This window comes from Pseudomonas sp. B21-056 (assembly GCF_026016325.1).
In the GTDB taxonomy this organism is placed as follows: Bacteria; Pseudomonadota; Gammaproteobacteria; order Pseudomonadales; family Pseudomonadaceae; genus Aquipseudomonas.
Map to the genome: position 1 here is coordinate 3772598 of NZ_CP087203.1, position 21017 is coordinate 3793614.

The following is a 21017-nucleotide window of genomic DNA, read 5'->3' on the forward strand; positions in this document are numbered from 1 at the left end:
TGGGTTCTCTTTTTTATTGGATAACTGAGGGATATCTACGGCAACGCACGTCACGAACGCCAACCGTCAGAGACGGCCCGCTGTCGCCTGCCCACGACTTGCTTGACCAACCCTGAAACATCCAGGATCAGCGCCACTTCGCCGCTGCCAAGAATGGTGAAGCCGCCAATCCCGCCGATCTGCCCGAACACCTTGCCCAGCGGCTTGATCACGGTCTGGAACTCACCCAGCAGGCGATCCACCACCAGCCCGGCGCGCTGCCCGCCGAACTGCACCACCACCACGTTCTCCCTGCGCGGTGGCATGCCTTCGATAGCGAACAACTCCCGCAGGCGGATGAATGGCAGCACCTCGCCGCGCAGATTGAGGTAGTCGAGCCCGTCGTCGGCCGGCAGCTCGATGCACTCCACCACCATGTCCTGGGGGATCACGTAGCTGGCGCCGTCGACGCTGACCATGAAACCGTCGATGATCGCCAGGGTCAGCGGCAGGCGGATGCGCAACGTGGTGCCCTGCCCCTCGACGCTGTCCAGCTCGACGCTACCGCGCAGGGCGGTGATGTTGCGCTTGACCACGTCCATGCCGACGCCGCGACCGGAAAGGTTGCTGATCTGCTGCGCAGTGGAGAAGCCAGGCTCGAAGATCAGGTTGAAGATGTCCTTGTCCGCCAGGTGTTGGCCCTCGCTGACCAGGCCACGCTCGATAGCCTTGCCAAGGATCCTGGCCTTGTTCAGGCCACCGCCATCATCGGCGACTTCAATCACGATACTGCCGGCGTCGTGATAAGCGTTCAGGCTCAGGGTGCCCTGGGCCGGTTTGCCTTGGGCCACACGGACGTCGGCGGGCTCGATGCCATGGTCCATGGCGTTGCGCACCAGATGCGTGAGTGGATCGCCGATGCGCTCCACCACGGTCTTGTCCAGCTCGGTTTCGCCGCCACTGATGTCCAGGCGAATGTCCTTGCCCAGCTCTTTGGAAACGTCGCGCACCACACGCTGGAAACGGTTGAAGGTGGAACCGATCTGCACCATGCGCAGGGTCAATGCCGAGTCGCGGACTTCTTCCACCAGACGCGCGAGCACCGCGGTGGCTTCCACCAGCTCGCTGGCGCCTGCATTACGGGCCGCGAGGTTGGCACTGGCGCCGGCGATGATCAATTCACCCACCAGGTTGATCAACTGATCGAGCTTGCCGGCATCGACGCGGATCAGATTGTTTTCCTTCTTGCCGTTGTCCTTGGCCGACGGCTGGGCCTTCGAGGGAGCCTCAGCGATCATGGCGGGCATAGGCTGCGCGGCAACCGGCACCGGATCGGGAGCCTGCTCAGGCGCTGCATCGTCCGGCTCGGTGACCGAGAGCGTGCCGCAGCGGATGAGCAGAATCTCGCCCAGGCGCAGATTCTCTTCCGGCAGCGCTTGAATCAGTTGCCGGTATTCCTGGGTATTGTTGCGCGGCGGCAGGATATGCACCTGGCAGTCTTCGCGGATGAACTCGAAAGCGCCCTCGATGGTGGCCTGGTCGGCATCGCTGTGCAGGCCGATCTCGAAGCCCAGGTAACAGCTTTCCGGATCCATCTCCAGCGCGTCCGGGAGGTTGTCGGTGAGGGTCGCGATGTTGCAGATGCGCCCCAGCGTCGCCAGGTAACGTATGAACGACAGCGGGTCCATACCGTTGCGCAGCAGGTCGCGGCCGAAACGCAGGGAGATGTGCCAGTGATCGCTTTCCACGGTGTCGTCACGGTCTTCATCGCCAGGCTCATGTGCCGGGAGCGCAGCGCCCTGCTGTGCCATGACGCTGTCTTCCGGTACCGCAGCCTCGCCCAACAGCTCTCGCAATTCGCCGAGCAGACGGGCACCATCGCCCTGCACGGATGGCGCCGCCGGCCGGTTGTTATCGGCCACCAGTTTCACCAGCACGCCAATGTGATCGCAGACCTGCAGGAACAGCGCGATCAACACCTTATCGAAATGCAACTGCCTGTCGCGAACGCGGTCCAGCACACTTTCGGCGACATGGGTGAAGGCCACGATGTCGTCCAGGCCGAACAGGCCGGCCGAGCCCTTGATGGTGTGCGCAGCGCGAAAAATCGCATTGATCGTATCGGGGTCGTCCGGGGCATTCTCGACGTACAACAGAGCGTCTTCCATCTGTTGCAGCAGTTCGAGGCTTTCAATGATGAACGTCTGTTGGGCATCATCCAGGTTCATGGTCGCAGCCCTCTCACAGACAGTTCGGTTGCGACGCGATTGCGTCGCCGAAGAACGCAGCCATGCCGCACAGCGCGAACACTTCCAGCACCGCATGGCTGTGATTGCTCAGGCGCAATTGTCCACTGCGGGCAGAGACGGCTTTCTTGGCCATGATCAACAGTTGCAATCCGGCCGTATCCAGTTCCTGCACGGCGCTCAGATCGAGGTCCAGGTCGCCGCCCTCGCCGATCAGGTCGTCCAGGCGTTTTTTCCATTCGGCTGCGGTGTAGATGCTCAGCTCGCCCTCGATGGCGATGCGCTGATGAACGGCGTTGCTCATTGGCTTCGGACCCCAGGTCGGCTTACGGCAGTACGAGTTTGGAAACCGCGGTGAGCATCTGTGCCGGCTGGAAGGGCTTGACTACCCAGGCCTTGGCACCCGCCGCCTGGCCTTCCTGCTTCTTGGCGTCGCTGACTTCGGTGGTGAGCATGATCACCGGGGTGAACTTGTAGGCCGGCAACTGCTTGGCTGCACGGACAAAGGACAGACCGTCCATGTTCGGCATGTTCACGTCGCTGATGATCAGGTGCAGCTTGCGACCGTCGAGTTTGCTCAAGGCGTCTTTGCCATCGCAGGCTTCGACGGTGTCGTAACCGGCGCTTTTCAGGGCAATGCTGACGACCTGGCGCAGGGAGGCGGAGTCGTCGACGATCATGATGGTCTTGGCCATGGTGGTTCCTAGAAGAAAGTGATTTCGGATTCGTTGCTGGAGGCACCCTGGCCCTTGCCCCGGTGCACGTCGTGCAGCTCGGGCATGGTGTAGGTGCGGGCCAGTTGCTCCAGCCAGGCGTCGGCGTCAAGCGGCGTCAATGCAGACCCCGCGCCACCGTCGCGCAGACCTTGGGCAAGGCTGTCATGCAGTTTTTCAAGGTCGTTGCGGACCAGACTCAGCACCTGGCTGACGCGATCCTGGAATTGCAGGTCGACCAGCACCTGGGCAATTTCCCGGCCGACGGATTGGCTTTCCTGACGCAGCTCATGGGAGGAATCGAAGAGTTCGGTGGTGGCACTGCGAAAGCGCTGGATCACCTGCTCGATGACCTCGCTGGAGTTGTTCACGGTCGCCTCGTCCTGCTCGGCATACCGGCGGGAAATCGCCAAGGTGTTGGCAATGGCCGAGCTCACGGTGTCCACGGTTTCACCGATGCGCTTGCCGGTGTCGCCGGAGAGACTGGACAACTTGCGAATCTCATCCGCCACCACGGCGAAGCCGCGACCGATTTCACCGGCACGGGCCGCCTCGATGGCGGCATTGAGGGCAACCAGGTTGGTCTGCTTGGCGATATTGCCAACGTCCAGGGCCATCGACTGCAACTGCTCGGTCAGGCCTGCGAGCGCCATCACCTCGTGCAGCAGTGTCTCCTTGGTCGTCAGCGCGGCACGCAGCGAAGCGACGATGTCGTCGAGTTCACGCTGACTGGCACCGAACAATTCGACCAGCCCACCCTCCTCGTCGGCACCCTCTCGCGTGCTGGAAACGGCACGTTCGACCCGCAGGGATATGTCGGCAAAACGCGCAGCCAGCGACGTGATGGAGTCTTCGGTGAGGCTGCGGGCGACCTCGATCTGCCCCGACCAGACCGGCAACACACCGCGGCACACCGATTCCAGGCCGTCGCGGCTGGTGGAAGTTTCAGCGTGGGCCGTCAACGCCATCGATGTTCTGCCGACCGACTCCAGGGCCTGCCGCAGGGCACGGTGGTGCGAATGACAGTAGAGGGCGATAGCCGTGCCCATTGCCAGGAGCAGAACGGCCAGCCCTATGGACAGGGTGTCCAACGCACCGACCACCAATACGCTGGCGGCGCCCAGTAGCGACAATGCCAGGACCGCCAAGGGCAGTCCGGGTGCAGGGTTGGGGGCTTCGATTGTTGCGCTCAAATGTAAACTCTCCGTCCGTGACCGGACCTGCCAGCAGATGCGGACGCTTGTAGTCTTGCGTCAAAAACCTTGCGTCAAAGAAGCAGGCAAAATGCCATTCGCTGATGATGCCGGGCAGGTGCGCAAGCAACCATCGGGCGTTGCTGGTTTTTGGGTAGGCTCCACAGCGATGTAGGTAGGCATTTCCCTACCTGATGTGATGCCTGTAGACGGAAGACGCGAGGTACCCATCAGCCCGCTGGACTTTGTGGGAGCGAGCTTGCTCGCGATAGCGGAGAGCCAGATTGAATCGATAGCGACTTTACTGCCGCCATCGCGAGCAGGCTCGCTCCCACAGGGAATCGGATGCAGCCGGGAGAAACAGGTCGGCTGTCAGCTCGCCTTCGCGAGCAAGCTCGCTCCCACAATAGGATTGGCGTACACCCGAAAGAGCCAGGTCGGCTGTCAGGCCGCCTTCGCGAGCAGGCTCGTTCCCACAGAAGTTTCAGTGTTTGCCTGGTTTGCGCCAGCCCGATCAATCAATCAGGCGCTGGCTCACGGCAAAGCGCACAATCTCGGCATTGCTGGAAAACCCCATCTTTTCCATCAGCCGCGATTTATGGGTGCTGACGGTCTTGTGGCTGATGCTCAGCGTCTCGGCGATACGGGTCACGCTGGCGCCACGGGCGAACAGGAGCAGGATCTGGAATTCACGCTCGGTAAGGGTGTGCTGATGGGATTGCTGTTTCAACCCGCTGACTTCGAGGGCGATGCGTTCGGCTATCTGCGGATCGATGAAACGCATCCCGCCGGCCACACGCCGGACCGCATCCAGCAGGGTCGGCAGCGAGCACATCTTGCACAGATAACCGGTGGCGCCGGCCCTGAGGGTGTGCTGGGCGATCTGGGGTTCGTTGTGCACGCTCAGCACCAACACTTTCTGATCTGGATAGTGAGCACGGATGTGCGTCACCAGATCAGCGCCACTGATACCCGGCATGTTCATATCGAGCAGCAACAGGTCGATGCCGCCTCGCTGCAACCGCTCCAGCACCATGGCACCGTTCTCGGCTTCGGCCACGACCTGCAGGTCACCCGCCAGGGCAAAGAGCTGCTTCAAGCCCTCGCGCATGATGGCGTGGTCATCGGCAACCAACAGACGGATTTTTTTGCTCATGGATAATGGACGCGCTGACTGAACGAGCCGGGTAAGCGGCAGGGGTACATCGAATTCAGGTTGGCATGGGCGTTACTCAGCCATCTATCAGGGGGCGCTGGTTTTTCAGTAGGAAACCACTGTCACAGGTAGGCGAATGCCTACCCGTGCAGGGTTACACAATGTTTGCCAGAACGGCCTGGTTGCGTCCCTGGGCCTTGGCCTTGTAGAGGGCCTGGTCCGCTTGCTTGAGCAGATCCTGTGCCGTCCGCTCGTCCATGAGCACCATGACCGCCAGGCCAATGCTCACGGTCACGACGCCGAACGGCGACAGGGCATGGGGCAGCGCCATGGCTTCCACGGACTTACCCAGCGCGTGGGCATGCTGTAGCGCCGTGTCGAGGTTGGGCGTCGTGGTGATGAGCACGAACTCTTCGCCGCCATAACGCGCCACCAGGTCGCCCGCCCGCTGGGCGTGAGCCTTGAGCGCATTGGCGACGCTGCGCAGGCAATCGTCACCGGCCTGGTGCCCGTAATGGTCGTTGTATTTCTTGAAGTGATCCACATCGACCAGCATCAGCGACAGCAGCGTTCCCGCCCGCACCGAGCGACGCCATTCGTTGACCAGTGTTTCATCGAAATGCCGGCGGTTGGCAATGCCGGTCAAGCCGTCGGTCGTACTCAGCACGACCAGTTGGCGATTGGCTTCCTCGAGTGCGGCGGTACGGTCCTTGACCTTGAGCTCCAATTGTTCCTGTGCATCCTGGATCCTCTCCGCCATCTTGGCAAAGTCCCGGGCCAGCTCACCGATCTCGTCGGCGGAACGGATCGGCAAGGTGTCACGGCTCAGGCGCTCCTTGGACAGACCGAGCGAGCGCGTGGCCTGGATCAGCCGAAACAGAGGAATAGCCACCTGCTTCTGCAGGATGGAGCGCAGGATGAAGATCTCCACCAGCAGGGTCAGAAGCCCGAGAGCGATCACGATGAGCAGGTTGTCAAAAATCGCCGGGATCATCTGCGCCCGGGGAAAGTGCACGGCCAGGACCCAGGGCGTACCGGGAACGATGCCCATCGCGACAATGTCGTCGCGGGTCTGCACCACTTTCGCCTGGCCGGGCGTCAGTGAAGCAACAGCCTCGAGCAACGGATAGTCGCCGGTCAACTTGAGCGAGCGAATCGAAGCCTTGCCTTCGCTGCTTTTGACCTGGTCCATCTGGCCCGGGTAGTAGACCAGGGTGCCGTCCTCATCAGCGATGAACATGGTGCTGTAGGCACCGTTCACGAAGGGCTTGGCAGTACGCTTCATCAGTTCATCGAGCAGCACATCGACACAGGCCAGGATCTGGTGCTTGCCGGAGGCATCGGCCACGTCAGGTGTGGCAATCGTGGTCATCCAGGCATTGTTGGAAGCATCCCAGTACATACGGGTGAACAGGGTTTCGTTGCCGGGTGTCGCGAAGCCGCGCTCGTAGAACTCGTAGGTTTCCAGCTTCAGGGCATCCGGCCCCGAATAGGTGAAGACCTTGGCGATATCCGCCTGCTGGTAGATGGGGAAGCCTTTCTCCGGCACCACGCCATAGAAGTTGAACAGCCGCCCCTGGGCGCTGGAACCGTATTTGTGGGACAGGATATAAGACAGGGCAAACCGTGCCTTGACATCATCGTTGGGTGGAATGTCGGGCGCGTAGGTGGCTGACATGCCGGCGAACCGACGGCCGTCTGGCAGGGGTTCGCCTTCGAACAGCATCGGACGCTGCGTATAGGAGCCGTCCTCGTGACGGTAGAAGATCCGGTCGAAGTCCTGCGCCAGGGTGGCCGCCATGCCTGGCCGGGCTAGCGTGTCCTTGAATTCATTCAGGAAGTTGCGCTGCAAATCCTTGATTTCATCGAACGGCAGGGCTTCGCGCTGCAACGTCTGCTCGGTCGACAGCAGCAGTTGCGTGGTCGCCGCCGTCTCCAGCGAATACATGTTCACATAATAAGAAACCGCCCCGGCACACAATGCCACCAGACCGATCCGCACCACGGCCAGACGCAAGGCTCGGGATGTGAGTGACCCCTTGCTGGATTTGAATCCCGGCTCTGTTTGCACCATTTCAGCGTCTCCTTTCAACTTTTCGACGACCCTGCGCTCAGCGCCAATCCACATAGGGCGTTATCGGCTCGACCGGCAAAGGCAGGTTGCCCTGCCATGGGTCGAAGGTATAGCGCAGATACAACAGCGCACGGCTCGGCGCGTAGTCTTCGCTGTGCTGCCAGGTCAACCCGCCACCCAGCACCAGATGATCCGAGAGACGCCGCTCAACGAACCCCTGCAGGCGCACGTTGGCGCCGCTGGTGGTGGCGGCACCCTTGGTGCGGTCATCGGCGATATCGAAGCCGGCCTGCTCAACGCTGTTCAGCCATTGCGCCGCCTCGCCGTCCAGGGGATAGAGCTCGCTGGCGCGGGTCTTTGCGTAGGCCCAGCCGAGGGAGCTTTCCAGCCGCACCGACCACTGCGCATTGCGCCAGGCGTAATTGAGCGGAACACCGATCGAATAATATTGCTGTGGACTGTAGTAGCCGCCCTGCCCCAGGGTGTACTCGCTCAGGTCCTTGTCGTAGCCCCAGTACATCACGGTCAGGCCGGTGCGCAGTCGCTCGTCGGCGCGCTCGATCAGCTTGTAGTAATAGCCGGCCATCGCCGAGCGCCGCTGGTTGTCGGCGACGTTTTCGCCACGCAGCCAATGAGCACCGAGGCTGGCCCAGACACCGTCCACGCCACCGGTGTCGTGACTCAGATCGAGGGTCAGGCCATTGGCGGTGACGCCGCCCCAACGGATACCGGTGACCGGGTCGACCGCCCCGGCGTAGGACAGCAGCGAATTGCCCATTGACCGACGGGATGCCGTCAGCTTCCAGCCCAGGGTGTTCCAGTCGCTGGCGAAGCTGACGCCGCCCAGCCAGTTCGACACCTCGAACCCCTCGGGGGAATGACCGACATCCAGCGCCCAGTGATCGTCATGCCAACCGATCGCCAACCCATTGCCGCGGGCGCTTTGCGTATCGCCAGGACACCCGTTGGGCTGCACCACTCCCGTCGCTCGGTTACGCAAGCGAATCGCACAGGTACCGAATCGTTCCCGATGCAACCCGTCGGCATCGGTGTCGAAACGACCGGCATCCAGATCGACATTCTCGGCCTGGACAAAACCCTGGCCTTCGCCCAGTGGCGCGTCGATGCGCAGGATGGTGGTCTGGGTGGTCAGGTCGGAAAGACCCGGGACGTTGTCGTCATTGCGCCAGGTGTAGTCATGGTAGAGATTCACCGTCGGATTCTGCCGCTGATACAACCTGTCGACATCACTGCGCAGGCTGCCCGGCAGCCAATCGTCGGCATCCTTCTTCCGGCTGGCGAGGGTCATCGCACGGTCATCCCGCGGATCGGCCTCGACCGGCGTGAGCAGTCCCGCCGCGGCCATGGCGTGTGCGTAATGATCCAGCGCCCGTTGCGGTTGCTCTTTCGCTATCAACCGGGCGCCGTCGCGATACGCCAGCGCATCATTCGGGGTTGCGTCCAGCAGTTGCGTGAACAGAGCCTTGGCCTTTTCAACGTTGCCCACGGCGGCCCAGGCATTGGCCAGGCGTCGTCGATAGTCGGGCTCTGCGGGTGGCTCGGTCAGTTGTTCCAGCTTCTGCTGTGCCGAATGCGTCTGACCCTTGGCGATCAAGGTTTCAATCAAGCCCAGTTGCGTTTCGGCAATTTGTCGGGCCTGTTGCAACGCCTGGCGATGGCGTATCTGGTCATCCAGATCGCGCATCCCTTGGTTCCAGGCCGATTTCGGAATGCGCCCAAGCTCATCCAGTGCCGCCCCGTCAGCGCCATTGCCGGACAGGTACAGGGCATGGGCGTAAAGCGCCTCGGGGTTATGGGCCTGACGCTGCATGAGGTCGCGCAACGTGTCATCCGCCGCGCCGGTCTGCCCCAGCGCCTGCTGGGCCTTGGCCAACCGAAAGGCCAGCCACGGATCGTTCGGATCGAGCGTCCGGGCCTTGATCAGCAAGTGGTTGACCTGCGCCCACTCAGCCCTTTTTTCGGCCGCATCAGCCTGGGCACTCAGCCGCGCCAGGACCAGGCGCTGGCGCAATGCAGCGAATTCACGCTGCCGCGCGGGTGGCAGCGTATCGAGAAAGGCTTCCAGCTTCTGCGGTGCGTGCGCCTGGTAGAAACCCACCAGCGCTTGTGTCACAGGCGCGCTTGCCGGTTGCAATCGGTGCGCCCGCAACAGCAGAGCCTCGGCGGCAATGTCATCAGCCTTGGCCTGGGCAACGGTAGACAGCCGGACCAACGCCCAGGGATCGTTCGGTTTCACTCTACCGGCCCGCTTGTAGGCTTTCTCGGCACCGACCAGGTCTTTGCGCCGCATGGCCTGATCACCCTGGCGCAACAGACTCCAGTAAGGGTCGACGTACGGCGGCGGCTTCACCGTGACCCGCCACGCCGGATCGGCAATTCGCTGTTGCTGGAGCTGTAGTTGCCCGGTGGCTTTGTTCCTGAGGGATGAATCAGGGTAGCGAGCGAGAAAATCCTGCCAACCCTTCACGCCCGCGGGGCTGACCGGTTGACGACTCAGGTAGTTGTATTCTTGCTCGGCAGCGGTATTGCTCGCCGACGGATCATTCGCCAGGCGGTGCAGGATCGCCAGGCCCTCGGCGTCCTTTTTCTGCTCGAACAGCAGATTGGCCAGCACCACTTGCAGCCCTGCGTTCCCCGGATACTGACGGTCCAGTACCCGCAACTGTTCGATGGCCGTTGTCTGCTGACCAGCCACGGCGCCGCGGGCCCGCCAATATTCCAGGGCACTGCCAAGGTCCGGCGGGGCATCGCCGAAGAGTTGTCGATACACCCCGACGGCGTCTTGCGCTTTCCCCGCTTCCGCCAGCGCCCGTGCCTGATGCAAGTCTTTCTGCCCGTTGGCGCTTTGCAGTTTCATCAGGCTTCGTGCCTGGACCCACTCCGGAGAGTCCGGCGCCTGACGCTGCAATCTTTCCAGCAACAGCCCGGCCCGCGCCTGATCATTTTGCAGCAGGGCCTGGCGGATCCCGGCGACCAGCACGGGTGGCAGGTCGGGGGCGATCAGGTTCAGCCGTGCCAATGCATCCCGCACCAGGTCTTCGCGATACAGTGCTTCGCCGACGCGCATCTGCTCCAGGAACCGCTGTTGCTGATCGACCTGGCCTGCCGCCTGGCCCAACGCTGGGCCGCACAGGCAACCCAGCAACAACGCCCATCCACTTATTTTTTGCATGCAGGGGCCCAAACCGGTAGCAACCGTCCGTTCTTGTCAAAGCGATAGCGCCGCTCATCCCAGCCCTGGCCGAACAGCAGCAGCGAGCGGTTGTAATACGCGTCGGGCGCGGGCGGTTCCTGACGCAGCCGCTCACGCTGCACCTTCAAGGTATCTGCACCGTCAGGTGCACTGGCAAGCAGGGGCAACAGTGCCGCCGAGAAACCCACCGGGCCTTTGCCGGTGTCGGCGCCGCTCTGGGTGTCGAGCAGTTCCGGCACCGCCCCCCGGCGAGCGGTCAGGTCTGCCATGGGTTGGAAATGCTTGAGCAACCCGGCCCGGCCCGGTGCATCCTCGGCGAGCATGCCGAGCCACAGATAAACCCTGATCGCGTCGTAGCTGCCCTTGGGCCCCGTCACGTTATCGACGGCCCAGCCCTGCCCGCGTCGCCACAGTAACCAGTCGGGGGCCAGACCCTGGGGCGAGCCTTGCGTCAGCAACCGTTGAGCATTCTCCGCAAGCTGGCCCCAGACCGGCGCCACCTGGGCAAAACGCGCCAGCAGTTGCGGTGGCAGGTAGCTGGGATTCAGGCGCCAGGTGTCGGCACTGTCGAAACCCTGCCCTCCCGGCAGCAGCATCAGGCCAAGGCCCGGCAGTTGGCGCACGCTCTGCGCCGCGCTGAGCCAGAGCATATCGAGCCCCAGCTTTTCATACTCGGGTCGACGCCATAGCCTTCCGGCTTCCAACAGGCTGTAGGCGATCCACAGATCGGCATCGCTGGCATTGTTGGGGTCGAGCACTTGCCAGCGCCCATCCTTGTCACGCCCCCATTGCCAGGCCGGCAACTGGCGAGCCAGGTCACCGCCGGCCAGATTGTCCCGGGTCCAGCGCAGCAACCGGGCGAAGGTCGCCCGATCATTGGCCAACAACGCAAAGAACAGGCCGTAGCTCTGCCCTTCCGAGGTCGTGACCTGCTGCTCGGTGGACGCATCGATCACGCGGCCGTCAGGGCTCAGCAACGCCTGCTTGTAGCTTTCCCAGGCCGGCCAGCCACACTGCGCCGCGCTTGCCGGGCCGACGATACTCAGCGTCAACAGCAGCACCACGAAACCCTTCATCCGGATCATTCCTGGCCCATCAATCGCCGCCGGGCGATCCAGCTCAGCGAGCGCCACAACATGAAGGCGATGAGCAACACAATCAGCACCACCGTGGCCGCCAGCAACACCGGATGCTCGGAAAGGTGGAACCAGAGCAACAACCACCAGGGCAGATGCCCGACGAAGTACTGCTCGCCGACCTGGCGGCTTTCCACGCCACTGCTGCGCACCAGGGCCACGGAGCCTGCTACGTCAGCCATTTTCCGGCTGTCCGCGAGGGTGTCGCGCAGCAGTTGGTAATCGCCGTCACTGTTGGCCAGCAGCGCGACAATGCTGCGCTGCTCATGGAACGGCGACTTGAGGCCGACGAACGCGGCAATCGGCGCCTGAGCCGAGACCTCGACCCGATGGGCCGCCTGGTTGCGAATATCATTGAGCTGCCCGGCACGCACCGAGGAACCGTTGAGCGTCTGGCTGGAAGGCTCCAGCAACCAGTCCTTGAGGTGATCGAGCATCAGGTTCACGTCCGGACTGTCGCCGACACCCGCGCCCATCGCCCCCAACACCAGCAGGTCGGCATCCGTCCGGGCCGCCAGGCTCCAATCGGAGGACAACTGCAGGTTCAGCGCCGGCACCCCCGAACGCGCGCTGATCGTTGCCAGGGCTTCGAGCAAGGTGCTGATTTGCGCCGCACTGGCCTGGGCCGGCAGCATGACCAGGGTTTCCGACAGATCAGCCATGCGGCTGAACGGAAAACCGCTGCGGGCAAAAGCCTTCAGGTCCGGCATGGCGATGAAGTGGTGGAAACCGGACAGATCGATGGTCGAGGCCTCATCGATGGCCGCCCGGTTGCTGGCCGGCAGGGTCGTCTGGCAATGGTCGCGTTGAGCACTGCCCAAAGTGCTGGCAAAGTTGAAATCAAAGCGCAGGTTGTTGCGCTCGCCGACTTTCAGTGCAGGAACCAACACCTCCTCTTCAGGATTGGCCGGGTCAGTGGAGAGCACTGCCAGCCTGAGCTTCTGCAACTTCGAACCATCGCTGCCCGGCAGCGGCAAGCTGCTGATGAATTGATTATTGAGGTTGATGTTCAGCCGTGATTCATCGGTGACCAGGCTGGGGGTATAGCGATAGTTGAGCTGCACAGGGATGCCCTGGCTGCGCCAGACGAACAGATCCGGCGGCAGGTTCAGGTCGAGGTTGATCGGTGCCGGCCGCAGCCCGCTCGTCTGCAACTGCTCGGGATAGCTGATCAGCTCGGCAAAACGAACCGCACGGTCGGTACGAATCCAGTTGGGCGCATCGTAGGGTTGCCGTGGCCTGAGTTGCTGGACCTTGTCCACCGTTACCCGTGAGCCCCGCAACAGATCCCCGCCCAACGCCAACGCACGGGCCGCGACGAGCAAGTCCTCATCGTCGCGACCGAGCACCAGCAATACCTTGCTGTAAGGCGCCTGCGGATTGTCAATCATCTGCAGCACCGGTGCCTGGACCTTGGGGAACCGCTCCAGGTCAGCCAGGAAGGGCGGACGATGGTCGTTGGTGGCAAACACAATGGCAGGCGTGGCCGGATCCGCCCCTTCGCTGTCGGGCAGACGATCGAACAGCACCGGGAAACGCATCCCGCGCCAATCGGCCCGGCTACCGAAATAAGAGGCCAGGACGCCCGCCGCCCGTTGCTCACCCAGGGTTGGCGACGCAGCGAAAACCATGCTCACCATCTGCTTGCCCTGCCCCCGGGTGTCGGAGAATGGCAAGGGGAAATAGGCCAGGTCGTTCTGCAGCGACAACGCTTGCTCGCGTAACTCGATCTCACTGCGTTCGCCGACATTGACCCACAGCGCATTGTTGGCCGGATCTTCGCAGACATCGGTGTAGTGACCGACAAACTCCAGGCGTACCCGGTTGAAGTCCGTGATCAAACGTGGATCGAGGGCCACCTGGCGCAATGTCTTGAGCCCGAGCTGTTCCTTCTCGATGGGCAGCACGCTGACGAGCACGTCATTGAGGTAGACCCGCAGGTGCGACAGCACCGGCAGCAATGCCGGCGACGGGGTGTACTCCAACCGCAACGTGGCATCACTGGCGATCCGGTCACGGCGCAACGAGAACTCGATCTGCTCGCTGTCGAGAATACCCAGCAGCAGCCTGTCGTTGTCGTGACCCAGTTGCCCGAAACTGTAGGTGTTACTCCAGCTGGGGGGTACGTCGAGGCCTTGCGCCTGGGCGCCAGCGCCGACGATCAGGAGCGCCACGCCGGCAACCAGGGATCTACTGAAATAGCGACTCATAGGGGACTCAATGACCGTGAAGAAGATGGAAAGAACGAGGACGGCATCCGTGGCAGGTAACTCAACAGCCACCCCACCAGCCGCAGGGGTGGACCAGCGATGCGCCGGACCCACGACGGCAGATATTCGTAGAGTTGGAAGTAGCCTTTGGCACCCAACTTGAAGATATCGATCAGGCTATACAGCGGCCTGTCCGGGACATAGTTCTCGCCCCAGTTCAACCAGGCATCGGCGCGGGCGAAGGTGCATTGCACGAAATCGATTTTCTGGCGGGTGGACAACTCGGCGAAGTTGATGCCGATGAATTGCTTGTGGCTGCGGCTGACCTGGCCGGAAAACAGGAACTCGCGGGAGTCTCGCTGCATCAGCAAGCCGATACGCCCGCCGACCGGCAGCGACAACGGCACATCGACCTGCACGCCGACACCGCCATCGGAATAGTCGAGCAACGTGCCCGGATAGCAATGACCACTCTCCAGGCGTACCGACACCGGCAACCGGGTCTGCACGCGATGGGTCTGGCGTACCTGGCGGACTTCGGCCGCCACCGCCACCGCCGCGCCCAGGATCAACAGGTTGTAGATCACCCACAGGGAGCTCACCAGCACCGTACCGACTTCGTTGGCCGGCCCCGTGGAAAAACGCCAGCAGGCAAAAATCAGCCCGAGGATATTCAGGCCCGCCAGGATCAGATACGGACGAGCGATCTTCCAGTCGAACCGGTCATGCTCCATCAAGCCACCCTTGGAGGTGACATTGAAGGTGCCTTTGTTCGGGCTGAACAGTGCCACCGTGGTGGGACGGGCGATGTACCAGGCCAGGACGGTCTCGTAGACCTCGCCCCAGAAGGTCTGCCTGAAGCGACCCTGCATGCGCGAGTTGGTGAGGCTGGCGTGGACCATCGGCGGCAACACGTACAGCAGGATCATCAGTGCCGGGGCGTAAATGATGTAGGCATGCAGCAGGAGGAAAGCCAACGGGGCGACCAGGAAGATCAGTCGCGGCAAACCGGCGAGAAAGTGCATCATCGCGTTCGCGTAGCAGATCCGCTGGAACACCGTCAGGCCCTTGCCCAGCAACGGGTTGTCGGTACGAAAGATCTGCGCCATGCCCCTGGCCCAGCGAATACGCTGGCCGATGTGGGCAGACAGGCTTTCGGTGGCCAGGCCGGCCGCCTGGGGAATGCGCACGTAGGCCGAGTTCCATCCCGCACGATGCAGGCGCAAGGCGGTATGGGCGTCCTCGGTGACGGTCTGCGTCGCAAACCCGCCGATTTCATCCAGCGCCGAACGACGCAATACCGCACAGGAGCCGCAGAAGAACGCGGCGTTCCACATGTCATTGCCGTCCTGGATCAACCCATAGAACAGCTCGCCTTCGTTCGGCCTGTTGCGAAACACCGCAAGGTTGCGTTCGAAAGGATCGGCCGACAGGAAGTGATGGGGCGTCTGCACCAATGCCAGTTTCGGATCGCGCAGGAACCAGCCCACCGTCAGCTGCAGGAACGAGCGAACCGGCATATGGTCGCAATCGAACAGCGCGACCAGTTCGCCGTCTATCTGGCCCAGGGCGTGGTTGAGGTTGCCGGCCTTGGCATGGCGATTGTCCGGACGAATGATGTAGCCGACCCCGACTTCGGCCGCGAACTGGCGGAAGCTCTCACGCTTGCCGTCGTCGAGGATATGAATGCGCAGTTTTTCCTCCGGCCAGTCGATGCCCATGGCGGCATAGACCGTACCTCGCACCACCGAAAGGTCCTCGTTATAGGTAGGAATCAACAGATCGACCGTGGGCCAGCTTCGGCTATCGTCGGGCAACTGCGCCGGCTCGCGGTTCAAGGGCCAGCAGGTCTGGATGTAACCGAAGATCAGCACGATCCAGGAATAGGTTTCCGCCGCCAGCAGCGCCAGGCCGCACAGCAGGTCCAGGGGCTGGTCCCAGTTCAACGTCGAGGTGAAGCGCCACCACAGGTAGCGGGATGAGACGATGCTGGACAACACCACCATCAACAGCGTCGCGAAACGCCCCGGGATGCCCCGCACCAGCATGGCCAACCCCCAGAGCAGCAGCCCGAAGACCAGTTGCTCGAGATAGCCGAATGGTTCAGTGATGCACAACACCGTCAGCAGCACCAATTGCGCGAACATGAAACCGCCCAGCCACCATTGCCGGTGCCGTTCCAGGCCTTTCCACCAGTGCACCCCCTGGTTCACCCGCGAGTGATCACGGATACGTCGGGCCTGTTGCTCGAGTCCCCTTCTCATCCGGCTGCGCAAGACCCGATAGGACGCGACGACACGCGACCACCAGGCCCAGGTGCTCGGGCGTTGCGCCGGCGCGACAGGTCGTATCAGCAGCAGCCAGACGGTTTGCAGGACGTAACGCAACGGGTCACCGAGGCTCGGTGTCTTGTCGGCCAACTGTGGATACCAGCGTTGGCGCTGGTCCAGCAGCCGGCGCCAGGCCGCGGACTCCAGGCGCAACACCGACCAGGCCAGGGCACTCGACAAGGCGAGGATAAGCGCGACCAACGGCGCGCAACCGTGCTCGTCACGCAACTGCCGGTAAGGAAACCCGCGCGCGATCATGCCGGCGCCCCTTGCCGGCTCTGGCACCAGACCGCCAGGCTGAGCACGTCCTGGGCCACCAGGCTGCGAGGCGCATAACGGCCCACCGGCTGCTTGCAGGCCAGCGCCTCGCGCATCGCTTCGTCACTGTGTACGGTCACCGGCAACAGCCGCCCATCATAGTGCTGGCGCCAGAGCAACATCAGGTCGCGCTGGATCTGGCTGGCCGGATCAAAACGATTGAGCAACAGGTAATCCGTGCGTTCTTCCTGCTGTTGCAGCAGGACATGGCAGGCCGCATCGGCTTCGATCACCTGAATCTGCAACTGGCAGGACACCGCACTTTCATGCCTGAACGAGGGCTGGGGCAGATCGAACAGAATCCAGTCGAAATTCGCCGCCAGGGCGCTGATGCGGCGGGCCCAGAGCCCGGGCTGCTGGCGAAGCTCCTGCTCCATCTGCTGTTGCTCGGCCCTGACAACACGACCGTAGGGCAACAGACTCAAGTGCGGCGCGACCTCCCAGAACTCGCCCTTCCAGTCCTGGCCGTCAAGCCAGGCCCGCGCCCAGCCGCCGGTTTGCGCGACCGCCAGGTTGAAATGCAGGCGCAGCAGGTTGTCCGGACACATATCCACCAGCAGTACACGCTGTTCCAGGGTATGCAGAGCGTATCCCAGCGCCGCCAGCAATGAGCTGCTGCCAGTGCCGCCGCGCACCCCGTGCAAGCCCAGGGTAATCACGCGCTCACCTGGGCTTCATCCGGCTGTGCCGGTGCCGCTTGCACGCTGGGTAATGGTTGCGCCTGCTCGAACTCGGCGAGCAGAGGCCAGCGCTGCAAGGCACGTCGCAATGCCCTCTGAACCGATACATCAATGTATTTCAGGGCCGGCAATTGCAACTCGGCCTTCAACCGGGCGATGTCATCGGCCCGCTCCGAGCGCATCGAGTATCGGGTAGTCATTGGGTCACCGGACGGTAAGGTAGCCACGCGTTTTTCTCCTTGATCCGTACATAAGGCGTTGCGGCGTAGTCCAGCACGACGCTGCCTTCGCTCTCGGACACCAAAGGGGTTTGCATCAGTTGCGCCAGTAACGGTTGCCAGTCCGGTTGCAGGTCGTCGGCCCGGGATGGCGCGCTATAGAGTCGGTCGATGATCTGCGCCAGGGCCAGGTAGCTGCTCGTTTCAGTGATGTGCAAAGGCGTGGAGCGAGGATTACGTCCCATGCCGATCAGCTTGATGCCGACTGGCACCTGGGTAATTGACGGACTGGGTATCCCATGCATGCCGGGCAACTGCATGCGGTCGCCGCGCAGGGCCGCGCCGTGATCCGGGACGATCACCACGACCACCCTGCGACCGCTCAGCTCCAGTTGCGCGATAAAGCCATTCAAGTCGTCCAGCAGCGTCTGGGCCCGCTCCTTGTAGTCGGCGCGACGGGTACCGCCATCGGCCGTCACCATCCGGTTACCCTCGTGCAACGTCAGCGTGTTGTAGAACAGCGCCACCCGCGACTCGGGCTGCTGTTGCCGGAGCTTCCACCAGAGGTCCAGCACCTCGCCATCGCGCAATATCGGTGAGCCATCCTGACCCGACAGCATGGGCCGCAAATGACTGAGATTGGTCTCCGGGCCAGGCACCGCGCCCAAGGTCTGCACCGCGTTGAGAAAGCCCTCTTGCTGGCCCGTATGGTTGAGCAGGGTTTCGCCGGTGAATCCCTGTTTGCCCAGCTCTTCGAACAGCAGGCAGGATTCGTCCGCCGGCGCATAGAGCTGGCGCAGCGGTGTCTGGCCGCAGCCGGCGCGCAGCAGCCGAAGCGTGGCCGGCACTCGCTCGGAGGCGGCCGAGTTGAAGCGGTCGAACAGCACATCCATCTGCCGCAGCAACGGATGCTCGCGCAGACCGCTGAGTTCCAGATCGTCCCAGGCCATGGAGTCGATGTTGATGAACAACAGATCGAAGGGCTGGGCGGCAGCGGTCGACGGGCTGAACGTTACCCGTCGCTCCGCCTGCACGGCGTAGAACTGCTGGAGGTAGCTGTCGATCGCCGTGTCGGGCCGGCTGACCGTCGGAGTCGACCCCAGCAGGCTGCTGCAGCTCAACCAGACCAGGCCGGCCAGACTCAACGTGGTCATTCGCAGCCAAGGGTGGATATAGGCATACGCCACCACCAGCACCAACAGCCAGCCACCGAGGTTCCAGTCGATCAGGCGCTCGGCCAGCGCCAGGAAATGAGCGGAAGAAAAACCCGTCACAGCGGGCCACGCCGTCCACAGACTCAACGAGGGTAGCCAGGTATCACCATAGAGCAGTACCACCGCCACCGGCACGGCAATCGAGCGACGCGCAATGGCACCGAAGCGGCTGCCCAGCGGCATCAGCAAAAAGGCCGCGAACAACAGATTGGGCAATACCTGAAGGTTCAGGTACCCACCCCACTGCAACGCGAACTTGAGCATGAAATATAGGTTCCAGTGGCCCAGGCCGGGCCAGGTCCGCGATACCGTTGCCGGGAGCTCTGACTCGAATCTACTCATGAGGCGCACTCGGCGGCACAGGCGCAGAGGCGCGACGAAGCACAGGACGAGGCTTCAGGTAGCGAGGCGGCAGCAGCGATTGCAGCCAGTCCCATCCCTGGCGCCAGAAAGCCCGCAGCAGCAAGGTGAGCGCCAGTGTCAGCAAACTGCTCGCGGCAATGACCTGGAGTAATTCGTGATAACTCATTCGCAATAGTCCGTAATCGCTAGGCTGGTTCGCCTTGGTGTATAGGCATTCAGGTCGGTTCGCGCCCGTGTCGTCGCCTCGGCGCGCTCTGGGGCCAAGTGAAACTCGCTCGGCAGATGGGTCGCCTCAAGGAACGCGGCACGCGGCAACTCGGCCAACTCGACCAGGGGTCGGCAATCGCTGAACAGGCTGCGCCAGGGCAGGCGGCAGATGTTGCCCAGTGCCGACTCAAGGCCATCGCTGCGGCACGCGAACAGAAAGACATAGAACACGCCCTCCACCACCGTGGCGATGTCGCCGAAGCGGCGCAGGCTGACCTGGTACAGGCACTGTTCAATCGTGAGCGAGGGTGGCGGTTGCAAGCGCAGCAACTGATGTTCGATTTCGCCGGACGCGCCACCGTAGATCTGGTCCAGCGCCGACAGGAATTCTCGCGGGGACAACAGACCGCGCATCGTCGGGGCGCGCAGGCGCTTGAGCAACGCCTCCAGGTCAGCGCCCGAGCGCCTACGGTTCCAGACCTGCCCCTGCACGCTGTCGACCAGGCTGAAGAAGCGCGACAACGGGATGCCAAACGGCACGATGATGTTCGCCCCGCAGGACATCAGCAGGCGCTCGTCGCGATAGCGCAGGCAGGGCTCCATTTCCCGCACGATGATTTTCAGTGCGCTGCCACAGCGTTCGCGCAGCGCGTACAGATCCCGCGCCAGCACTTCCACCTGTTGGTCACTTTCAACGGCGACCAGTACGCTCGCGGCGCGGGCCTGTGAAGCCTGTTGCAACAGGTCGATGCGGCGCTCGAAGACCTTCCATTGCCGGGAGAGCGCCGAGGTGCTTTCCAGCACCGAGCGCTGGGCAAGGTAGACACGCTGATCATCGGTGCGGGTGGGCGTGGGCCTGGCCTGTTCGTCCCGGGTCAGGCCAAAGCCCGAGGCCAGCAGGTCGAGTTCGTATAGCTGGGCACCGCAAACCCCCAGGTCGTTGCGCCAGAAGTGCGATTGATAGTGGATACCGCCATCACGCCGATATAGCTGCGCCAACCCGGACAGATGCTCGTTGAGGCGGATCAACTCGGCATGCAGCTGCGGAGCCTGCCCATGACACAACACCAGGAGCGTGCAACGCCGCTCGCCTAGCCAGCGCCTCATTGCGCTGCACCAGTGCTGCAAGCGCTCAGCATCGAAGGTTTGCCAACTGCTCGCCGGCAGCATCAACAGGAGCAGGCTACCCGGAGCCGTCCGCGCACGCTTCAACTCACCTGGCAGCGACTGCAGAGCCAAGCGGATGACACCTTCAGGCACTTCGAACAGACGCCACTGCGCGCAGTCGGATCGCTCTTGCAGCGAACCCATCAACTGCTCAGGATAAAGACCGGACCATATCAGACTGGCCCGATGCTGCTCAGGCAATGCCATCAGGCCTTGCAGTGCAAGCGTTTCGAGATCGCGGCTACGGTCGACGGACACCCAGTACAGTCCTCCTTGACGCATCGACAACTGCTCATCCGGAAGCCCCCGGATAGCCAAGGAAACATGACTCAAGCGTACGACCCCTTCCCTTTCACTCGGACAAACTGACCACGTTGCGAATTTCGCCCGCAGAAACCCGACCAAGCGCGATTACTTGCGTGCCTGGTGTTGATGACTAAAAGAAGCTCACGGCTGGCATCCAGCGCGCGTTGGCCGGTCGGCCTTACAGATCAAGAATTGCGTCTGGCTCGGAGACAGCGATAGCAAAACGCCAACAAATGATGCAGTCCATCAGGGCGATGAGCCATCGGTCTCCGGCTGATTTTGTGCAGGCATTT

Annotated in this window: 14 protein-coding genes and 1 pseudogene; all 15 read right to left on the reverse strand. The window is 62.6% G+C overall.

Annotated features, from left to right (window positions below; genetic code table 11):
* Nucleotides 1-50 precede the first annotated feature (50 nt).
* The gene (locus LOY67_RS15860) at nucleotides 51-2207 is read right to left on the reverse strand and encodes a chemotaxis protein CheA (protein WP_265063393.1); all 2157 of its coding nucleotides are present in this window, start codon (nucleotides 2205-2207) and stop codon (nucleotides 51-53) included.
* Nucleotides 2208-2220: 13 nt separating this feature from the next.
* Nucleotides 2221-2529, reverse strand: a complete 309-nt coding sequence (locus LOY67_RS15865; RefSeq protein WP_265063394.1) for an STAS domain-containing protein — start codon at nucleotides 2527-2529, stop codon at nucleotides 2221-2223.
* 22 nt (nucleotides 2530-2551) lie between these two features.
* Nucleotides 2552-2920 (reverse strand): response regulator, encoded by a 369-nt coding sequence (locus tag LOY67_RS15870; RefSeq protein ID WP_265063395.1) that lies wholly within the window; start codon nucleotides 2918-2920, stop codon nucleotides 2552-2554.
* A gap of 8 nt (nucleotides 2921-2928) precedes the next feature.
* Nucleotides 2929-3558, reverse strand: a pseudogene (locus LOY67_RS28585) (methyl-accepting chemotaxis protein); the annotation flags it as partial.
* 1087 nt (nucleotides 3559-4645) lie between these two features.
* The gene (locus LOY67_RS15880; protein WP_265063397.1) at nucleotides 4646-5287 is read right to left on the reverse strand and encodes a response regulator transcription factor; all 642 of its coding nucleotides are present in this window, start codon (nucleotides 5285-5287) and stop codon (nucleotides 4646-4648) included.
* A 154-nt stretch (nucleotides 5288-5441) separates the two neighbouring features.
* On the reverse strand, nucleotides 5442-7361 hold the full coding sequence (locus LOY67_RS15885) for a diguanylate cyclase (RefSeq protein ID WP_265063398.1): 1920 nt from the start codon (nucleotides 7359-7361) through the stop codon (nucleotides 5442-5444).
* Nucleotides 7362-7398: 37 nt separating this feature from the next.
* On the reverse strand, nucleotides 7399-10554 hold the full coding sequence (locus LOY67_RS15890; protein ID WP_265063399.1) for a cellulose synthase subunit BcsC-related outer membrane protein: 3156 nt from the start codon (nucleotides 10552-10554) through the stop codon (nucleotides 7399-7401).
* A complete protein-coding gene (gene bcsZ, locus LOY67_RS15895; RefSeq protein ID WP_265063400.1) occupies nucleotides 10542-11651 on the reverse strand; it encodes a cellulose synthase complex periplasmic endoglucanase BcsZ in 1110 nt (369 codons plus the stop codon). Before bcsZ ends, LOY67_RS15890 begins: the two co-directional genes overlap by 13 nt.
* Nucleotides 11652-11656: 5 nt before the next feature.
* Entirely contained in the window at nucleotides 11657-13921 is a 2265-nt protein-coding gene (gene bcsB, locus LOY67_RS15900; protein WP_265063401.1) for a cellulose biosynthesis cyclic di-GMP-binding regulatory protein BcsB, read from the reverse strand.
* Nucleotides 13918-16509: a UDP-forming cellulose synthase catalytic subunit gene (gene bcsA / locus LOY67_RS15905; protein ID WP_265063402.1), complete on the reverse strand. Its 2592-nt coding sequence runs from the start codon at nucleotides 16507-16509 to the stop codon at nucleotides 13918-13920. The genes bcsB and bcsA overlap by 4 nt, the downstream gene beginning before the upstream one ends.
* Nucleotides 16506-17228, reverse strand: coding sequence for a cellulose biosynthesis protein BcsQ (gene bcsQ, locus LOY67_RS15910; RefSeq protein ID WP_265063403.1), 723 nt, complete (start codon nucleotides 17226-17228; stop codon nucleotides 16506-16508). Before bcsQ ends, bcsA begins: the two co-directional genes overlap by 4 nt.
* Nucleotides 17225-17449: a cellulose biosynthesis protein BcsR gene (gene bcsR / locus LOY67_RS15915; protein WP_265063404.1), complete on the reverse strand. Its 225-nt coding sequence runs from the start codon at nucleotides 17447-17449 to the stop codon at nucleotides 17225-17227. The genes bcsQ and bcsR overlap by 4 nt, the downstream gene beginning before the upstream one ends.
* The gene (bcsG, locus tag LOY67_RS15920) at nucleotides 17446-19023 is read right to left on the reverse strand and encodes a cellulose biosynthesis protein BcsG (RefSeq protein ID WP_265063405.1); all 1578 of its coding nucleotides are present in this window, start codon (nucleotides 19021-19023) and stop codon (nucleotides 17446-17448) included. The genes bcsR and bcsG overlap by 4 nt, the downstream gene beginning before the upstream one ends.
* Entirely contained in the window at nucleotides 19016-19210 is a 195-nt protein-coding gene (gene bcsF / locus LOY67_RS15925) for a cellulose biosynthesis protein BcsF (RefSeq protein ID WP_265063406.1), read from the reverse strand. The genes bcsG and bcsF overlap by 8 nt, the downstream gene beginning before the upstream one ends.
* Nucleotides 19207-20751 carry a cellulose biosynthesis protein BcsE gene (gene bcsE / locus LOY67_RS15930; RefSeq protein WP_265063407.1) on the reverse strand — a complete coding sequence of 515 codons (1545 nt, stop codon included), beginning with the start codon at nucleotides 20749-20751 and terminating at the stop codon, nucleotides 19207-19209. The genes bcsF and bcsE overlap by 4 nt, the downstream gene beginning before the upstream one ends.
* Nucleotides 20752-21017: the final 266 nt, after the last annotated feature.